General features: G+C 73.7%; 17 protein-coding genes. 10 read left to right on the top strand and 7 right to left on the bottom strand.

Annotated features, from left to right (window positions below):
* The first annotated feature begins 181 nt into the window (after positions 1–181).
* Positions 182–1,171, top strand: coding sequence for a BadF/BadG/BcrA/BcrD ATPase family protein (locus ABGB16_RS11325; RefSeq protein ID WP_347667958.1), 990 nt, complete (start codon positions 182–184; stop codon positions 1,169–1,171).
* A 21-nt stretch (positions 1,172–1,192) separates the two neighbouring features.
* Here the strand turns inward: ABGB16_RS11325 and ABGB16_RS11320 are convergent, their stop codons facing one another.
* From ABGB16_RS11320 to ngcE, 3 genes are read right to left on the bottom strand one after another with little or no spacing between them, the layout of a single operon-like run.
* Positions 1,193–2,098 carry a carbohydrate ABC transporter permease gene (locus ABGB16_RS11320; protein ID WP_347667957.1) on the bottom strand — a complete coding sequence of 302 codons (906 nt, stop codon included), beginning with the start codon at positions 2,096–2,098 and terminating at the stop codon, positions 1,193–1,195.
* The gene (locus ABGB16_RS11315) at positions 2,095–3,003 is read right to left on the bottom strand and encodes a sugar ABC transporter permease (RefSeq protein ID WP_347667956.1); all 909 of its coding nucleotides are present in this window, start codon (positions 3,001–3,003) and stop codon (positions 2,095–2,097) included. Before ABGB16_RS11315 ends, ABGB16_RS11320 begins: the two co-directional genes overlap by 4 nt.
* Positions 3,004–3,057: 54 nt before the next feature.
* Positions 3,058–4,470 (bottom strand): N-acetylglucosamine/diacetylchitobiose ABC transporter substrate-binding protein, encoded by a 1,413-nt coding sequence (ngcE, locus tag ABGB16_RS11310; RefSeq protein WP_347667955.1) that lies wholly within the window; start codon positions 4,468–4,470, stop codon positions 3,058–3,060.
* A gap of 204 nt (positions 4,471–4,674) precedes the next feature.
* Here ngcE and ABGB16_RS11305 point away from each other — a divergent pair, with 204 nt between their 5' ends.
* The 5 genes from ABGB16_RS11305 to ABGB16_RS11285 all read left to right on the top strand — a co-directional run bounded on the left by ABGB16_RS11305 (position 4,675) and on the right by ABGB16_RS11285 (position 9,974).
* Positions 4,675–6,267, top strand: a complete 1,593-nt coding sequence (locus tag ABGB16_RS11305) for an acyltransferase family protein (protein WP_347667954.1) — start codon at positions 4,675–4,677, stop codon at positions 6,265–6,267.
* Between the two features lie 437 nt (positions 6,268–6,704).
* Entirely contained in the window at positions 6,705–7,550 is an 846-nt protein-coding gene (locus ABGB16_RS11300) for a TetR/AcrR family transcriptional regulator (protein ID WP_347667953.1), read from the top strand.
* A 298-nt stretch (positions 7,551–7,848) separates the two neighbouring features.
* Positions 7,849–8,394 (top strand): DUF6230 family protein, encoded by a 546-nt coding sequence (locus ABGB16_RS11295; RefSeq protein ID WP_347667952.1) that lies wholly within the window; start codon positions 7,849–7,851, stop codon positions 8,392–8,394.
* 1 nt (position 8,395) lies between these two features.
* A complete protein-coding gene (locus ABGB16_RS11290) occupies positions 8,396–8,791 on the top strand; it encodes a DUF6114 domain-containing protein (RefSeq protein ID WP_347667951.1) in 396 nt (131 codons plus the stop codon).
* 70 nt (positions 8,792–8,861) lie between these two features.
* On the top strand, positions 8,862–9,974 hold the full coding sequence (locus ABGB16_RS11285; protein ID WP_347667950.1) for a hypothetical protein: 1,113 nt from the start codon (positions 8,862–8,864) through the stop codon (positions 9,972–9,974).
* Here the strand turns inward: ABGB16_RS11285 and murD are convergent.
* Positions 9,899–11,248, bottom strand: a complete 1,350-nt coding sequence (gene murD, locus ABGB16_RS11280) for a UDP-N-acetylmuramoyl-L-alanine--D-glutamate ligase (RefSeq protein ID WP_347667949.1) — start codon at positions 11,246–11,248, stop codon at positions 9,899–9,901. The two genes, ABGB16_RS11285 and murD, sit on opposite strands and share 76 nt — an antisense overlap.
* A 48-nt stretch (positions 11,249–11,296) precedes the next feature.
* Between murD and ABGB16_RS11275 the strand changes: the two genes are divergently transcribed.
* Complete coding sequence (locus ABGB16_RS11275) at positions 11,297–12,646, top strand: hypothetical protein (RefSeq protein ID WP_347667948.1); 1,350 nt, start codon at positions 11,297–11,299, stop codon at positions 12,644–12,646.
* Positions 12,647–12,715: 69 nt separating this feature from the next.
* Here ABGB16_RS11275 and ABGB16_RS11270 read toward each other — a convergent pair whose 3' ends face one another.
* Positions 12,716–14,578: a PucR family transcriptional regulator gene (locus ABGB16_RS11270; RefSeq protein WP_347667947.1), complete on the bottom strand. Its 1,863-nt coding sequence runs from the start codon at positions 14,576–14,578 to the stop codon at positions 12,716–12,718.
* A gap of 92 nt (positions 14,579–14,670) precedes the next feature.
* Positions 14,671–15,642 carry an RNA methyltransferase gene (locus tag ABGB16_RS11265; protein ID WP_347667946.1) on the bottom strand — a complete coding sequence of 324 codons (972 nt, stop codon included), beginning with the start codon at positions 15,640–15,642 and terminating at the stop codon, positions 14,671–14,673.
* Here ABGB16_RS11265 and ABGB16_RS11260 point away from each other — a divergent pair.
* The gene (locus ABGB16_RS11260; protein ID WP_347667945.1) at positions 15,572–15,913 is read left to right on the top strand and encodes a metalloregulator ArsR/SmtB family transcription factor; all 342 of its coding nucleotides are present in this window, start codon (positions 15,572–15,574) and stop codon (positions 15,911–15,913) included. The genes ABGB16_RS11265 and ABGB16_RS11260 overlap by 71 nt on opposite strands.
* Before the next feature lie 3 nt (positions 15,914–15,916).
* Positions 15,917–16,402, top strand: coding sequence for an SRPBCC domain-containing protein (locus ABGB16_RS11255; RefSeq protein WP_347667944.1), 486 nt, complete (start codon positions 15,917–15,919; stop codon positions 16,400–16,402).
* 38 nt (positions 16,403–16,440) lie between these two features.
* On the opposite strand, the gene ABGB16_RS11250 is transcribed toward ABGB16_RS11255, so the two are convergent.
* Positions 16,441–17,004 carry a dihydrofolate reductase family protein gene (locus ABGB16_RS11250; protein WP_347667943.1) on the bottom strand — a complete coding sequence of 188 codons (564 nt, stop codon included), beginning with the start codon at positions 17,002–17,004 and terminating at the stop codon, positions 16,441–16,443.
* Positions 17,005–17,207: 203 nt separating this feature from the next.
* Between ABGB16_RS11250 and ABGB16_RS11245 the strand changes: the two genes are divergently transcribed.
* A complete protein-coding gene (locus ABGB16_RS11245) occupies positions 17,208–17,345 on the top strand; it encodes a hypothetical protein (RefSeq protein ID WP_347667942.1) in 138 nt (45 codons plus the stop codon).
* Positions 17,346–17,375 lie beyond the last annotated feature (30 nt).

Below are 17,375 nucleotides of genomic sequence, written 5' to 3'. Positions count from 1 at the left end.
GAGTGTTAACTGTTAGTGGTAAAAGTTCTTACTAAAGGACCCTCCGTGTCAAGGCCGTGGGCGAAGTTTTCAAACTGTTACCTGGCGCACCGCCACCGGCACGGCCGCGGATCTTGCCCCCCGCGACCGGGTCGACCAGCATGAATCCGCCCGCCAGCAACGTCCCAGGGAGGCCCAGCGGATGTCCGACACCGTCGTGGTCGGTCTCGACGTCGGAGGTACGTCCACCCGGGCGGCCGCCCTGACCCTCGCCGGGGAACGCCTCGGCACCGGCCGGGCCGGCGGGGGCAACCCCACCAGCCACGGCGCCGAGCGGGCCGCCGAGGAGATCGCCGCCGCCCTGCGCGACGCGCTGGCCGACGTGGACCCGGCCCGGGTGCGCGCCGGCGTGATCGGGCTCGCCGGCGCGGGCCGGCTGCACGCCGACCCCGCCGGGCGGGCCGCGTTCGACCGGGCCTGGCGCGAAGCCGGCCTGCGCTGCCCGTACGCGGTGCACGGCGACGCCCTCGTCGCGTACGCCTCGGGCACCGCGAGCCCGGACGGCACGGTGCTGATCGCGGGCACCGGCGCCATCGCCGCCGGGATCCGCGACCTGCGGCTGGACCGCGTCGCGGACGGGCACGGCTGGCTGCTCGGCGACGCCGGCTCGGGGTTCTGGCTGGGCCGCGAGGCCGTCCGCCGGGTCCTGGCCGACCTGGACCGGGGGCGGGAACCGGGCACCCTGGGCGCCCGGCTGCTCACGGAGCTGCTCGGCTCCGACCGGGTCGCCGCCCGACCCCGGGACACGGTGGACGCGCTGATCCAGGCCGTCACCCGCCGCCCGCCGGTCGAGCTCGCCCGGCTCGCGCCCCTGGTGGTGTCCGCCGCCGTCGACGCGGAGCCGGTCGCCCTCGGGCTGATCGAGGAGGCCGCCGGTCACCTGGCGGACAGCGTCGCGCGGATCCGGCCGGCCGGCACGGTCGAGCCGGTGGTCCTCGGCGGCGGCCTGCTCACGGCGGACACCCCGCTGGCCGCGGCCGTACGCGCGGAGGCGGCGCGGCGCTGGCCGGACGCCCCGCTGCGCGTGGCCGGCGACGGCGCCGCCGCGGCGGCCTGGCTCGCCGCCCGGGACCTGCCCGAGGTCACCGACCCGGCCGCCCTGCACCCGCTGCTGGTGCCGCCGGCGCCCTGACCGGGCGCCGGCGGCCGCGCGCTACTTGAGCTGGCCGGCGGTCAGGCCCGTCTGGACCTGCCGCTGGAAGGCCACGTACACCAGCAGCACCGGCAGCACGGCGATGGTGAGGCCGGCGAAGAGCTGGGCGTAGTCGCCCGCGTACCCCTGGCTGACCGACAACGCGGCCAGTCCCTGGGCCAGCATCCACTTCGAGTCGTCGCCCTGCAGCAGCACCTGCGGCAGCAGGAACTGGTTCCAGTGGCTGAGGAAGTTGAAGATGGCGACGCTGATCATCCCCGGGCGGGCCATCGGCAGCATCACGCGGAAGAACAGCCGGAAGTGGCCGCAGCCGTCGACCAGCGCCGCCTCCGCCACCGACGTGGGCAGGGTGCGGAAGAACGCGGTGAGGAAGAAGACGGTGAACGGCAGGGAGTACGCGGCGTAGACCAGGACCAGCCCCGTCCAGGTGCCGAACAGCCCGGCGTTGCGCACGACGAAGAACAGCGGCACCAGGGCCAGGAAGACCGGGAACATCAGGCCGCCGACGAACAGGTAGTAGGCGAGCTGCCGGCCCCGGAACTCGTAGCGGGCGAAGACGTACGCGGCGGTGGCGCCCATCAGCATGGTGAGGGCGACCGAGCCGGTGACGACGATCGCGCTGTTGAGGAAGTACCGGCCGATGTGCGCCGTGGTCCACGCCCGGGCCCAGTTGTCGAAGCGCAGCGCGCCGGGCAGGCCCCACGGGTCGGCCAGGATCTCCGCGTTGCTCTTGAACGAGCTGAGGAACATCCACAGCAGCGGCAGCACGGTCAGCGCGCCCCAGAACAGCAGGAAGCCGTGCGAGAGGGCGTTCACCACGCCCAGGTCGCGGCGGACGGCCCGGTCGGCACCGGCGGCGCGGCCGGGGTCGGTGGCGACGCCGGCTGGCTTGTCGAGGGTGGTCACGACAGTTCGATCCGTTCCCGTCGGCCGACCCGCAGCGCCAGCACGGCCACCGACAGGGTCAGGAAGAACATCACCACGCCGATCGCCGAGGCGTAGCCGAACTTGGTCTCGCTGCCGAACGCGGTGTCGTACAGCCGCACGCCGATCACGTCGGAGGAGAAGTTGGGGCCGCCGTTGGTCATCAGCTGGACCAGGATGAAGCCGTCCAGCGCGGCGATGGCCAGGTAGATCCAGGCGACCTGCACGGTGTCCCACAGCAGCGGGATGGTGATCCGGCGCAGCGTCGTCCAGCGGGACGCGCCGTCGAGCAGCACCGCCTCGTAGATCTCCCGCGGGATCGCCGACATGGCCGCGCCGAAGAGCACCACGTAGAAGCCGACGTTGGCCCAGACCATCACCGCCAGCACGCACCAGAACGCGAAGCGCGGGTCGCCGAGCCAGGGCGGTGTGGGCAGCCCGACCGCGCGCAGGATGCCGTTGAGCAGCCCGGCGTTGGGCTGGTAGACCTCCTTCCACAGCGCCGCGATGATCACCACCGAGAGCACCTGCGGGAAGAAGTAGACGGTGCGGTAGAACGCGCTCCCGCGCACCCCGGTGACCCCGGCCCGGCCCCGGCGCCCACCCATGCTGAGCATGGTGGCGAAGAACAGGCCGAGCGCGATGGTCAGCACCGGCACCAGGGCGAGCAGGATCGCGTTGTTCTGCAACGCGTTCCAGACGTAGTCGTCGTGCCACAGGGCCCGGAAGTTGGCCAGGCCCACCGGGTTGGCCTCCGCCGAGTAGCCCAGCCAGTCGGTGGTGGAGATCTGGAACGCCTGCAGGTACGGCGAGACGACGAAGACGACGTACAGCAGCAGCGGCGGCACCAGGAAGGTGAGGATCAGCGGGTACTTGCCGTGTTTCATTGCCCTACTCTCCGGCGGCGGCCGGGCGGGGTGTCGCCCCGCCCGGCCGGGGTGTCAGGCGGCCCGCTTGTACTTCTTGACCGAGCTGTCCTGGGCGATCGAGTCGGCGCCCTTCTGGCACTGGTCCAGGAACTCCGCCGGGCCGATGCGCCCGCTGAAGAACTCGCCGCACGCGGCGTCGACCAGGTTGCGCTCCAGCTTGCGGTAGTAGTTGTTGTAGACCCAGTTGAAGCCGTTGGACCCGGACGCGTCGAGGGCCTTGACCACGGTGGTGAGCCCGAACGGCAGCTCCACGCCCTCGGTGGCCCCGGCCACCACGGTCAGGCTGGCCACCTTCTTCGTGAAGTCCTGGGCGCCCTTCCTGGACAGCATGGTCCGGAAGTAGTCCAGCCCGCCCGCCACGTTCTTCGCCTTCGCCGGCACCATGAACGGCTCGCCGGCGGTGCCCCGGATGGCCTCGAACGGCAGCTTGTCGCCGCTGCCCAGGCTCGGCGTCGGCGCCACGGTCATGTTGAACCCGGCCGGGGTGACCGACTTCTGCTCGTTCTCCAGCCAGGAGCCGCAGGAGATGAAGGCGGCCTTGCCCTGGCACCACGCCGTCTGCGACTGGACGTGGTCCAGCCCGGGCGTGCCGTCGAGGATGAACTTGTCCTTGACGATCTGGTGCCAGGCGTCGGCGGCGGCCTTCATCGCGTCGGACTTCCAGGCGTTGGGCTCCAGGTTGTCGATCGCGGTGGCCACCGAGGGGCCGCCGAACTTGATCGCGGTGGAGATCACCGGCCAGCTCATGTAGCGGGGGTGCTTGCCCGCGTACGTCCAGGGGGCGATGCCGGCGGCCTTGATCTGCTTACACAGGGCGATGTGCTCGTCCCAGGTCTTCGCGTACTCCCAGCCACGCTCGGCGAAGAGCTTGGTGGAGTGCCAGATGCCGTAGACGGTGTAGGTGTAGTTCAGCACCAGGAACCGGCCGTCGTACGAGCCGACCTCCACCGCGCCCGGCAGCAGCGTCTCCTTGACGGTCTTGCCGGGGATGTCGAGGCTCGGGGCCGAGAGCAGCTCGCCGAGGTCGGCGAGGGCGTTCTGGGAGACCAGTCCGTTGAAGTCGATCTGGTCCTTGCCGGAGTTGTTGACCACGTCCGGCGGGGTGCCGTCGACGAAGCGGGGCTGGAGGGTCTTGGCGATCTCCTGGGTGGCCGAGTGCTTGATCTTCGCCTTCGGGTACCGCTCGGTGTACATGGCCTCGTGGGCCTTGGCGTAGTCCTCGCCGAACCCGCCGTTGAAGATCATGACCTCCAGCGGGGCGTCCTCCTTCACGCCCAGCGGGTTCTGCTCGCTCTTGGTGCCCTTGTACACCTCGGTGCCACCCTTGTCGCCGCCGGAGGTGGCGCAGCCGGCGAGCAGGCCGGCGGCGGGGGTGGCCAGCAGGCCGGCGGCGGCGCTGCGCCGCAGGATGTCACGCCTGTTCATGCTCTCTCCTCGGTTCGGTACGGGCAGCCGCCGGTTTTCCAGGGGGTGACGGCCGCCGCGCGAGGCACGGGGGACCTGTTGCTAGTCTTCAGATCATCGAACGTTACTGAAGAATTTCTACGGCAGGAGCGCGCCGACTTCAAGACCGGGCCACCGAACCGTTATCCTCCCCGGCCACCCCGCCGCTCGCCTAGTCTTGTTTCCATGCGCCGCCTCCGGCAGCTCGCCGAGCGCACGCCGGCCACGCGGGAACGCTACGTCGACCTGCTGCGCGCGATCGCGATCACGATGGTGGTCCTCGGTCACTGGGCCGTCACCGTGATCGGGCGGGATGCGGTCGGGCGGCCCGCCGGCCACTCCGCCCTGCAGGACCTGCCGTGGGCGTACCCGTTGACCTGGGCGGCCCAGGTGCTGCCGGTCTTCTTCCTGGTGGGCGGCTATGCCAACGCCGCCTCGCTCGCCTCCCGCCGCGCCCGCGGCGGGGACGCCGCCGGCTGGTTGCTCGACCGCAGCGCCCGGCTGGTCCCGCCGACCACCGTCCTGCTGCTGGTGCTCGCCGTCGGCGCGGGCGGTGCCCGTCTGTGGGGCGTCGAGCCGGGCTTCGTCCGCACCGCGGTCTGGACCGCCACCATCCCGCTGTGGTTCCTCGTGCCCTACCTGGCCGCCGTCGCCCTCACCCCGCCGATGCACGCGCTGCACCGCCGCTTCGGGCTGGTCGTGCCGGTCGCGCTGGTGGGCCTGGTCGCCCTCGGCGACCTGGGCCGGCTGCTCGGCCCGGCGGCGCTGGCCGCCGGCAACGGCCTGGCCGCCTGGCTCGCCGTCCACCAGGTCGGATTCGCCTGGTACGACGGTCGCGCCCGGCCCGCCGCGGCGGCACCCGCGCGGCGCCCCGGGTCGACCGGAGGGGCTCACCCCCTGCCCGCCTCCCGGCGGTTCGCGGCGGCCCTGCTGGTGGGCGGCTTCGGCACGCTGCTGCTGCTCACCACGGTCGGGCCGTACCCGATCTCGATGCTGCACCTGCCCGGCCAGCGGCTGCAGAACGACGGGCCGCCGAGCCTGGCGCTGCTCGCCCTGGCCACCGCCCAGCTCGGGGGAATCCTGCTGCTACGGGAGCCGGCGCGGCGGTGGCTGCGCCGGCCCGGGCCCTGGCAGGCGGTGATCGCGGTCAACGCCGTCGTGCTGACCGTCTTCCTCTGGCATCTCACGGCCGTCCTGCTGCTGGTCGGCCTGCTAGACGCGGTCGGGGCGCTGCCCACGCCGCCGGTCGGCTCGGCGGCCTGGTACGCCTGGCGGGTGCCGTGGCTGCTGATGCTCGCCGTGCTGCTGGCCGGCCTGGTCGCCGTCTTCGGCCCGATCGAGGCCCGCGCCGGACGGCGTCGACCGCCGTCGCCGCACGGACCCGAGCCACGGCCGACCGCACCCGCCGATCATGGGCCCGGCCGACCACCCTCGCCCGGCGATACCGGACCGGACCGACCGACCGCGCCCAGCGATACCGGACCGGACCGACCGACCGCGCCCAGCGATACCGGACCGGACCGACCGACCGCGCCCGCCGGGCCGGGACCGCACCCGGCCGGGACCGCCCGGCCCGCGCACCCGGTCCGGGCCGGGCTGGCGGTGGCCGGCTACGCCGCCGTGGCGGCGGGCCTGCTGGTCAACACGCTGACCCCGCGGGACGCTCCGGAGCCGCTGGGCCTGCCCGCCCCGGCGCTGGCGGCGTACCTGGCCGGGGCGGGCCTGCTGCGGCTGCTCAGGTCCGGTTGGGGAAGCCCGGGGGTCAGTTCACGTACTTGACATCCTCCCCCGTTCAGAGGCAGGGGTGGGCCACCGCGCCCGGCACTGGACCGGGCGCGGTCGGACGGGCCGCGACGGCCACGGCGGGACGGCTCGTGGCCGGTGGAGGACCCGCCGCCGGGGGACCGCCGGCGGCGGGACGACTGTGCACGGTCGAGCCCGGACGCCCGACGGGGCGGGCCGAGCCGACGTCTTGGGCCGGTCAGCGACCGACGCCGGCTGGCGCACTGCGGCGAAGCCGCGTCACCTGCGCCTCCGCGACCTTGGGAGCGGCCGTGCGGTCGGCGATAATGACGACCATCGAGCCCCCTTCGGCGCTGCCGGTGCGGCCATCCGACGATGATGACCATCAGTGAGGTGACCGAAACCCAATGTGGTGAAGTTATAAACCCCGGAGGGTCGCAAAGTCAATCGTAAATCCAGGGAGGTCGATGTCAATGGCGGTGGCACCCCACCCCGGGACACCCGGGACGACCCCCCTGCCGGGCGCCCGCCCCGGCCGCGACCCCGAGCGGGCGATCAAGCGCGGGCCGCGCCGCCTGTCGGCCGAGGTGGTCGCCGCCACCCAGCGCGACCGTCTGTTCGACGGACTGGTCCGCGAGGTGGCGGAGAAGGGGTACGACAACGCCCGGGTCACCGACATCTGCCGGGCCGCCGGGGTGACCCGGCCCGCCTTCTACGCTCTCTTCGCCGGCAAGGAGGACGCCTTCCTCGCCGCCTACCGGCACGGCACGGCGGTCCTGCTGCGACTCATGGACGACGCCTACCAGGCGGCCGGGCCGAACTGGGTGGACGCAGCCCGGGCCGCCCTCGCGACGCTGCTGGAGGTGCTGGCCAGCGTCCCGGCGTTCGCCCGGATGGCGGTCGTGGAGATCGACGCGGCCGGCCCCACCGCCCGGGCCGAGCGGGACGCGCTGCTCGCGCGGTTCCACCGGTTCTTCGGCGACGCCCGCCCCCGCCACCCGTTGCCCGGGCTGGACGACGCACTGCTGGTGACCACCGTGGTCGGCGGGATCAACACGGCCGTCCGGCAACGAGTGGCGAAGGGACGCACCCCGGAGCTGCCCCAACTGCTGCCGACGCTGACCTACGCGATGACCGTCCCGTTCCTCGGCCCGGAGGCCGCGGGTCGGGCGGCCCGGGCCACGGGTCGGGAGACCGCCGGGGGCCGTCACCGCGCCCTGCGCCGCCAAGCCGGCCGCGGGCGGCCGGTGGGGCCGGGCCACCGGCTGACGCCCGCGTCCCCGGCGGCTCGACCACCCCTCCGCGCCCCCGGGCAGTGAGAAACCGCTGCGGTTTCTCACTTTTGGCCATATTTCGCAGATCCGTCGCCGGCCCCCGAATCCATTCTTGACCAACGATTTACCCAGCGGTAACTTCGGCCTGCGGGACACCCGCACACAGCGCGCAACCAGTTCAGATCTTCACACCACGCACCGTGGCGCGACCTGTCACATTGTCGCGGACGAATTGATCTCGAAGGGGAGCCGTCATGTCGGACGACACCGTACCCACCGAGCCGGCCCCGCCCCGCCCCGCAGCGGCGTGCGCTGGCGCCGGTTCGCCGCCAGCCTGGCGACCGTGGGCGCCGGCGCGGCCGCAATGGTGATGCTCACCGCCCAGGGGGTGCTCGGCGCCCAGTTCGCGATCCCCGGCATGCCGTTCGTGGTCACCGCCGACGAGCTCAGCGGGACCGGGTTCGAGCAGTTTGCCACCATCGACCACATGATCGAGGACAGCCCCAACCAGGGCGACACCGGCGGCCAGGTCGTGGTGATCGTGTCGGCGATCGACCAGGCCGAGCTGACGAACCTGTGCCAGAGCATCAGCCTCGGCGGCATGCACATGAAGCTCACCGCCGGCGGGAACCGCAGGCCGGTGAGCGCCCGCACCCTGGTGGTGGACTCGGACGAGATCTCCGGCAACGCCTCGTTCCGCAGCATCGACATCGGCCAGGACGCGAGCACCCTCGACAAGGTGCCCGGCGTACGGGGCAACCCGGGGGTGTTCGGCCAGCAGGCCGACACGGTGGTCATCACGGGGCTGCGGCAGAACAACTACGCGACCACCGCCGCCGTCTTCACGCTGCCGAACCTGCGGATGCGGTTCGCCTCCGACGGCTGCTGACGTGCCCGGAGCAGACGCGGCGCGACTCGGGCGGTGGCGCGCGTGGCGGCGCGGACGGCCCTTCTGGGGCGGGCTGCTGGTCACGCTCGCCGCCGCCGAGATCCTGCTGACGTTGCGCGCCCCGCTCCCGGTGATCCTGCACATCGGGCCGCAGGGGCTCGCCGGCTACCTCGTCCCGGTCGTCCTGCTGCTGTGCGGCGTGCTGCTGCTGGCCCACCCGTCCCAGCGGGTCTTCTACGCGCTGCTGTCCCTGCTGCTGGCCCTCGCCTCGTGGCTGACGTCCAACCTGGGCGGATTCGTTCTCCGGATGCTGCTCGGACTGGTCGGCGGCTGCCTGGCGTTCGCCTGGACGCCGGCCAAGGAGCGACAGCCACCCGGCCGCGCGGTCAGGGGGTAGTAGCCGGACGCGCACCCGCTGGCGGTCCTAGGATCGGCACCAGCCCGTCGGCCCGCACCACCGACGCCGAGTGCTCACCGAAGCGCGCCGAAAGGTAACGGAAGCCCTGGTCGCCTACGATCCGATACCGCTGCCGAGGTGCGCGTCGCGCGCCTCGCACGAGGAGGTCGCCGCGGACGTACACCGCTGGGCCACCTCTCCCCCGCTGCGCGATCTGGTGACCGCGTTCGGCGGCGCGCCACCCCCGGCCGCCGACGGGTCGGCCACCGCCCCGCTCCTGGCCTGGCTCGACGACTTCTCCGCCGGCTGCTGGAACTTCCGGGGCGGGGCGGAACGGTACGAGGCGCGCGCGCCCGAGCTGGACGCCGAAACCGCGGCACTGGTGGTGTCGGCCGCCGAGGCGCTCGGGCTGGTCCACGGCACGGGGCCGCTGCACGACCGGTACCACCACATGATCGTGCTGGGCGGCCTGGCCCGCGCCTGCCTGCACCGGACGTCCTACGCCGCGGCCCTGCTCACCGGCGGTCTGGTGGGCCGGCCGGAGGTGGCCGCGCTGGGCAGCTTCCGGCCCCTCACCACCGCGGAGCACGCGCTGCTCGCCGAGCGCGGCGCGGCCGGATGCCGGGACGAGATGGACGCGCTGGACGCCGGCGTCCGGCGCTACCTCGGCCTCCGGGAACCGGCGAGCGACGAGTCGGATCCGCAGCCCGGGAACAGGCAGGTGTCCTGGCGGGTCCGCACCTACCGGCGGGAGCCGGGGCCGACCGTACGGGTGCTCGCCGCCCCCTCCGGCGACGCGGGTCGCCGGGCCAACACCGCCGACACGCAGCGGTACTGGGCCGAACTGCTGCGGCCCGCTCCGGGGGACCGGGTCCTGGTCGTCACCTCGGCCGTCTACGTGCCCTTCCAGCACGCCGATGCGATCCGCACCCTGGGTGTCCCTCTCGGCGTCGACGTGGACACCGTCGGCGTCGAGGCCCGCTGGTCCCCCGAGGCGGGCCTGCACCAACCGGTCGCCCCGGGGACGTACCTGCAGGAGCTGCGCTCGGCGATCCGGTCGATGCGCGCGCTCCACGACGCGCTGTCCGGCGGCCGTACGCGCGCTGGTCAGCGGGCGGCGGTCTCCGCGATGGCCTCGCGGAACGCCTCCGAGCGGTGCTCGAAGTTACGGAACCGCCCGTAGCTCGGCGCGGCCGGCGACAGCAGCACCACCCCGCCGGCGGGGGTCAGCTCCCGGGACAGCCGGACGGCGTCGACCAGGTCGTCGACCGTCTCGGTGCGCACCTTCGGCAGCCCGGTGAGCGCCTCGACGATCCGTGGCCCGCTGTCCGGGATGCCGATCACGGTGAGCTCCCGCTCCGCCAGGTGCTCCCGCAGCGGCGTGTAGTCCAGCCCCCGGTCGGTGCCGCCCACGATCACCGTCAGCGGTCGCTCCTCGTACGCGTCGATCGCGTGCATGGCCGCGTACGGGCTGGTGGCCAGGGTGTCGTCGACGAAGGTGAGCCCCGACGGGTCGGCGATCTCGGCGAGCCGGTGGGCCAGTCCCTGGAACCGGGCGACCGCCGCCGCGGCGTCGTCGCGGCGGGCGACCACGTCCACGCCCAGCGCCTCCAGGACGGCGAGGGCCACGCACAGGTTGCCCTCGTTGTGCCGGCCGACCAGGGGCAGCGTCGTGCGCGGGAACAACGGCTGGTCGCGCAGGTGGAACCAGGGGGCGCCGTCCGGGCCGGGGGCGACGTGGGTGGTGTCCGGGAGGCCGGCGCGCACCGCCGGCCGGTCACCCAGCTCGGCGGCGAGCCGGGGATCGGCGCCGTTGACCACCACCGTCCCGGGACCGTGCGCGACCAGGTTCAGCTTGTCCCGGTAGTACTCCCGCTCGCCGCCGTGCGCGTCCAGATGCTCGGGGAACAGCGCGGTCACCACCGCCACCCGGGGCGAGTCGGTGAGGTCGGTGCACTGGTAGCTGGACAGCTCCAGCACGTACAGCTCCGCCTCGGGCAGGTCGAGCAGCGGGACGCCGATGTTGCCGCCGAAGACGTTGGGCCGGTCGACCGCGGTGAGCAGGTGGCTGATCAGGCTGGAGGTGGTGCTCTTGCCCTTGCTGCCGGTCACGCCGACCGTGCGGTGGGCGTGGTCGGCCATCCACAGCGCCGTGCCCTGGGTCACGGTCACGCCGCGGCGGCGCAGCTCGGCCATCCACGGGTGGGTGTTCGGCACCCCCGGGGAGCGGACCACCACGTCCGCGGCGAGCAGGCGGGCCAGCCCCTCCTCGCCGGTGACCAGCGGCGCCGCCTCCGCCAGCGGCCCCTCCCACGGCAGCGACAGGAAGGTCGCGCGGTCGTTGACCGCGCAGAGACTCGCCGGACCGTGCGCGGCGACGGCTGTCGCGGCGGCCATTCCCTCGCGGCCGGTACCCCAGACAGCCACAGAACGTCCGCGCAGGTCGGAAAGGTGCACCGGTGATCTCCTCGCTCCTGGGGGGGCCGACGCGGACTAGTATGACCTGTGCTTACCGGACAGCTCGGGCGGATGGACGCCTTCACCTTCCCGTCCTACTCCATCGACCTCTCCACCGGCGAGGCGTTGTTCGACTACGCCCTGACCGGCCCGGACGGCGAGCTGCGGTTCACCGAGGCGATCACGCTGCCGCTGCCGGCGGACCCGCCGTCGGACGCCACCGTGGCCAGCCTGGGCCGGGTCCTGGAGCTGCTGCACGTCGTCGCCGGGGTGAGCTACTACAAGGCCGCCGCGCCGCGCCGGCTGGTGCTGCCGGCGCCGCTGGGCCCGGCCGCCGCCCGGCTGGTCACCGCCGTCTACACCAAGGGCCTGGCCGAGTACGCGTACCGCAACCGGCTGCCGCACGTGCTGGAGCTGGCCCCCGAGGTACCGGCCGGCGAGGTCGCCCCGGCCCGGCCGTACGACAACTCCGACCGGCGGCCCCTGTCGGCCGTCGGCGGCGGCAAGGACTCCATCGTCACCCTGGAGGCGCTGCGCCGGGCCGGCCTCGACCCGGTGCCCTTCTCGGTGAACCCGAACCACGTCATCGTCTCGGTCAACCGGGCGTCCGACCTGGTCCCCCTGGCCGCCCGCCGCCGGATCGACCCGGCGCTGCTCGACCTCAACGCGGCCGGCGCGCTCAACGGGCACATCCCGGTCACCGCGATCAACTCGCTGATCGCGGTCGCGACCTCGGTGCTGAACGGGCTCGGCCCGGTGGTGATGTCCAACGAGCGCTCCGCGTCCGACCCGAACCTGGTGTGGAACGGCCACGAGGTCAACCACCAGTGGTCCAAGGGCGTGGAGGCCGAGGGGCTGCTGCGGGCGGCGCTGGCCGAGCACGCCGGCCTGACCGAGCCGTACTTCTCGCTGCTGCGGTCGCTGTCCGAGCTGCACATCGCCCGGCTCTTCGCCGAGACCGACCGCTACGACGACGTGGTGACCAGCTGCAACGCCGCGTTCAAGCTGCGCGACGCGAGCGAGCGCTGGTGCCGCGACTGCCCCAAGTGCCGGTTCGTGTTCCTGGCCATGGCGCCATTCATGTCCCGGGAGCGGGTCACCCACATCTTCGGCGGCGACCTGCTGTCCGACTCCGCGCAGCTCCCCGGGTACCGCGAACTGCTGGGCGTGGACGGGCACAAGCCGTTCGAGTGCGTCGGCGAGGTCGAGGAGTCGGTGGTGGCGCTGAGCCTGCTCGCCGAGCAGGAGCAGTGGCGTGACGCGCCGGTCGTCCGCGCGCTGGTCGACGCGGTGCCGGCCACCGCCTGGTCCGCGGCGGCCACCTCCGACGTGTTCACCCCCGGCGGTCCGAACCACGTCCCCGGGCCGTACGCCAAGGCCCTGACCGCCCTGGCCTGACCGCGCCGGGCCCTCGCCGCCGTCCGCCGTCCCCGCCGCCCGGCCGAGGTCGTCGGGCGGCCGGCCCCGTCACGGCGTGCGGATCGCGTCGAGGGCGAGCAGGGCCACGTGCAGGGAGAGGCAGGCCTCCACCGAGTCGAGGTCCACGTCGAGGATGCGGGCGATGCGGGCCAGCCGCTCGTAGAAGGCGGGCCGGGACAGGTGCGCCGCGGCCGCGGCCGCGGACTTGTTCCGGCCGTGCTCCAGGTACGCCCGCAGCGTGCCGAGCAGCTGCTCGCGGGGGTGCCGGGCGTCGTACGCCAGCAGTGCGCCCAGCTCCCGCTCGACGAACGTCTGCAGGCGCGGTTCCTCCCGCAGCAGGTGCAGCAGGCCGGCCAGCCCGACGTGCGGCAGCCGGAAGATCGGCAGGTCCCGCCGGTCGCGCCGGGCCGCGTCGGCGATCTGCCGGGCCTCGAGCAGCGAGCGGCGCGCCTCCCGCAGGCTGCCGACCCCCGAACCGGCGGCGACGATCAGCCCGCAGCCGGCGCTCCGGGGCGCCCCCACGCCCGGGCGGGCGCCTCCGGCGCCGGCGCGGCGGCCCGGGGTGGCCTCCGGCGCGCGGCTCGGCCCGGCGTCCACCCGGGCGCGGCGTAGCGCGGCGGCGAACGCGGCCAGCGCCCGCTCCTCGGCCGCCACGTCGGGCAGGGCGAGCAGGACGCCCACGGCCTGGTCGTCAACGGCGCTGCTCAGCCCGGTGAGCTTCGCCTCGCGCAGGGCCTGCCCGACCGCCTCGGAGAGGTCCCGCAGCCGGGCCGGGCCGGCCTCCGGGTCGACGGGGCCGGGCTCGCCCGCGCCGCCGTTCTCCCCGGCCGGCTCGTCTCCGCGGTGCCGCACCACCACGCCCACGAGGTGCCGCCGTTCCAGCACCACGCCCAGCGCCCGCGCCCGCAGGGCCACCTCGTCCACCGGCCGGGAGTGGTCGAGCAGCGCGGTGAGCAGGGTGCGGTGGATCTGCCGCTCCAGCCCCTCGGCGTCGCGGCGGATCAGCCGGCCCAGCGCGAGGGTGGAGGCGGCCCGCTCGACGAGGATGGTCAGCCGGGTCGGCGGGGCGGCGGGCGGCGCCGCCACCTCGGCGCGGCCGGGCACGGTGTCCCCGTCGGGGTCCGCCTCCGCGTCCTGGCCGGGGCCGGGCGACAGCCGCCCGCAGGTGGTCAGCTCGCTGCCGGCCGGCCAGCGCAGCAGCAGCCGTCCCCAGTCCTGCCCCCGGGCCCCGACGGTGGTCACCAGCCAGCCGCTGTCCGGGTCGTACGCGGTCCGCCCGGCCGGGTTGATCCGCCGCGAGTGCTGTTCCCAGCCGTCCAGCAGCAGCTCGGCGCTCTCCCCCGCCGGGTCGTACGCGAGCACCTGCCGGGACAGGTTCTCCAGCACCACCGGGCAGCCGGCCAGCTCGGCGGCCTGCGAGACCACCTCGGCCGGCCCGGCGCCCTCGACCGACAGCTCGGTGAAGCGCTGGTGGATCTCCTCGGTCGCCCGCAGCTCGGTGAGCTGGGCGTCCACGATCAGCGCGTGCACGGCCTCGGTGACCCGGACGAACGGGGTGGCCCGCCGCAACTCGACCAGGGGCAGGCCGCGCCGCTCGGCGGCGGCGGCCATCACCCGGGGCACCGCGCTGGCGTACCGGCGGCCCAGCTCGACCACCAGGCCGGAGACCCCGACGTCGGCCAGCGCGCCGACGAACTCGCGCAGCCCCGCGTCGTCGGCCGGCAGCCCGATGCCGGTGGTCAGCACCAGGTCGCCCCCGCGCAGCAGCGGGGCGATGTCCGGCACCTCGGCCACGTGCACCCAGCGCACCGGCCGGTCCAGGCCGGACTCCCCCGCGACCAGGCGGGGCGCGCCGTGGCGCACCGGGTCGAGCGCGAGCACCTCACGGACAGTGGGGAACACGGGCGACACGCTACCTGGTTGCGGGCCACCGCTCCGCCCGCCGCGTCGCCGCCCGGCAGGGGATCGCCTCGGTCGGTCCCTGCCGCCGCCCGGCGCCCTTCCTACACCGGGTCGTCGCGGCCCAGTTCCCAGAAGGCGACGGCGGCGGCCGCGGCCACGTTCAGCGAGTCCACCCCACGGCGCATCGGGAGGACCACCTTCACGTCGCTGGCGGCCTGGGCCGCCTCCGTGAGGCCGGGGCCCTCAGCGCCCAGGAGCAGCGCCGCCCGCTCCCGCTGCGCGGGGGTGAGCCGCTGGATCGGCACGGCGTCGGAGGCCGGCGTCATGGCGAGCACGGTGAAGCCCGCCTCCCGGACCTGGTCCAGGCCCGCCGGCCACCGCTCGAACTTGGCGTACGGGACCGCGAAGACCTCCCCCATGCTGACCCGTACGCTCCGCCGGTACAGCGGATCGGCGCAGGTGGGTGAGAGAAGAACGGCGTCCACGCCGAGCGCGGCCGCCCCTCGGTAGATCGCGCCGAGGTTGGTGTGGTTGTTCACGTCCTCGAGGATCACCACGCGCCGGGCGGCGGCGAGCACCTCGGCCGGGTCGGGCAGCGGCTTGCGCCGGAACGAGGCGAGCACCCCCCGGTGCACGTGGAAGCCGGTGGCCCGCTGGAGCACGTCCGGGCTGGCCGCGTACACGGGGGCGTCGCCGGTGTCGAGGTCGGCGAGCTGGTCGACCCGTTTCGCGTCGACGAGGAACGACCGGGGGGCGTACCCGGCCCGCAGCGCCCGGCGCAGCACCAGCTCCCCCTCGGCGATGAACAGGCCGTGCGGCGGCTCCCACCGGGTGCGCAGCTCCACGTCGGTCAGGGCGCGGTAGTCGGCGATCCGGTCGTCGTCGGGTTCGGTGATCTCGTGGACGGGCACCCGACGATTCTGCCGGACCGCCCCGGACCGCCCGCCGCTGGTTGTCGAGGGCGCTTGACAACGTACAACCGATCGGTTGTATAGTGGGGTGGTGAACGAGGAGAGCGACGACCGGGCCGACGCCCTGTTCCACGCGCTCGCCGACCGCACCCGGCGCGACATCCTGCGCCGCGTGCTGGCCGGGGAGCACTCGGTCTCCGCGCTCGCGGCGAAGTACGACATGAGCTTCGCCGCGGTACAGAAGCACGTCGCCGTGCTGGAGAAGGCCGGCCTGCTGACCAAACGACGCAGGGGCCGTGAGCAGTTGACCAGCGGCGACGTGGCGGCGGTGCGGTCGGTGGCGTCCATGCTCACCGAGCTCGAACAGATCTGGCGCGGCCGCATCGCACGCATCGACGTACTCATCGCAGCCGACCCCGACCAGGAGGACTGAACAATGCCCGTGACCGACGTCCGGCACGACCTCGACAACCTGACCCTGACCATCACCGCGGACTTCGCCGCGCCGGTGGAGCGCATCTGGCAGGTGTACGCCGACCCCCGCCAGTTGGAGAAGGTGTGGGGACCGCCGAGCCACCCGGCGACCGTGGTCGACCACGACCTCACGCCCGGGGGCCGCGTGACCTACTACATGACCGGCCCCGAGGGTGACAAGTACGCCGGGTACTGGCTGGTCACCACCGTCGACGAGCCCCGCGGCTTCTCCTTCGACGACGGCTTCGCCGACCTGGACTTCAAGCCGAATCCGGAACTGCCGGTCTCGGAGAACGTCTACACCTTCACCGAGCACGACGGGGGGACGCGCGCGACCTACGTGAGCAGGTACGCCTCCGCCGAGGCGCTGCAGCAGGTGCTGGACATGGGCGTCGTGGAGGGCGCCTCGGGGGCGATCAACCAGATCGACGACCTGGTCGCTTCCTGATCGGCAGGGCCGGGGCCGCATCGGCCCCGGCCCCCGCCTCAGCCCGCCGCGCGCTGGTAGCGCAACAGCACCGACCGCCCGTCGAAGGTCCGCGTCCCCACCAGCCGCAGGTCGAGGCGCTCCCTGTCGGGGAAGACCGGCGTGCCCCCGCCGAGCACCACCGGATGCACGACCACCTGGTACTCGTCGACCAGGCCCAGCCGGGTCAGCGCGGCGGCGGCGCCGGAGCCGCCGGTGAGCAGCAGGTCCCCGCCCGGCCGCCCCTTCAGCTCGGTGATCTCGGCGGCCAGGTCGCGGCCGACCACCCGGGCACCGTGGTCGGCGTGCTCCAGCGTGCGGGAGATGACGATCTTGGGGGTGTGGCGCCACACCGGCGCGAACGCGAGGTTGTGCGGGTCCTGCGACACCTGCTCCGCGCGCGGCCAGTAGTGCGACATCAGGCCCCACACCCGGCGGCCGTAGAGGAAGGCGTCCGCCCGGCCGGTCAGCTCGATGGAGTACGCGGACAGCTCCGGCCCCATGTGCGGCCAGTCGAACTCGCCGTTCGGCCCCTCGATGAACCCGTCGACGGACTGGTGCACCCAGTGGACGAGCTTGCGCATGGCGATGAACCTCCTGCTCGGCGCCCCGGGCGGGCGCTGTCACCGATGGTCGGAGCCGCCCGCCCGAATCCGACAGGCGGCCCGGGTCGGACTCCGGACCAGATCCGCCACCGGGACGTCATGATCCTTCCCCGACGGCCCGCATCCATCTGACGCCGACCGGGCATTGGCCTCATCACATTTACTCTGGTATATTCCTGGCGATGGAGATCAAGGCGACCACGCAACGGAGACCATTCCGCGGCACCGGCGGCCGCGTTCCTGATAAATGCGTCGACAGCGCCGCCGAATCAACATCCGAGCGGCGACATCTGCCGGTTTTCGACGCGCCGGGGAAATGACGACGAAGACTTATCCGAGTCTGTCCTTCG

It is taken from the genome of Micromonospora sp. B11E3 (assembly GCF_039871625.1).
Classification (GTDB): domain Bacteria; phylum Actinomycetota; class Actinomycetes; order Mycobacteriales; family Micromonosporaceae; genus Micromonospora.
Note: the sequence above shows the minus strand (reverse complement) of the source record. Positions and strands in the feature narration are given on the sequence as shown.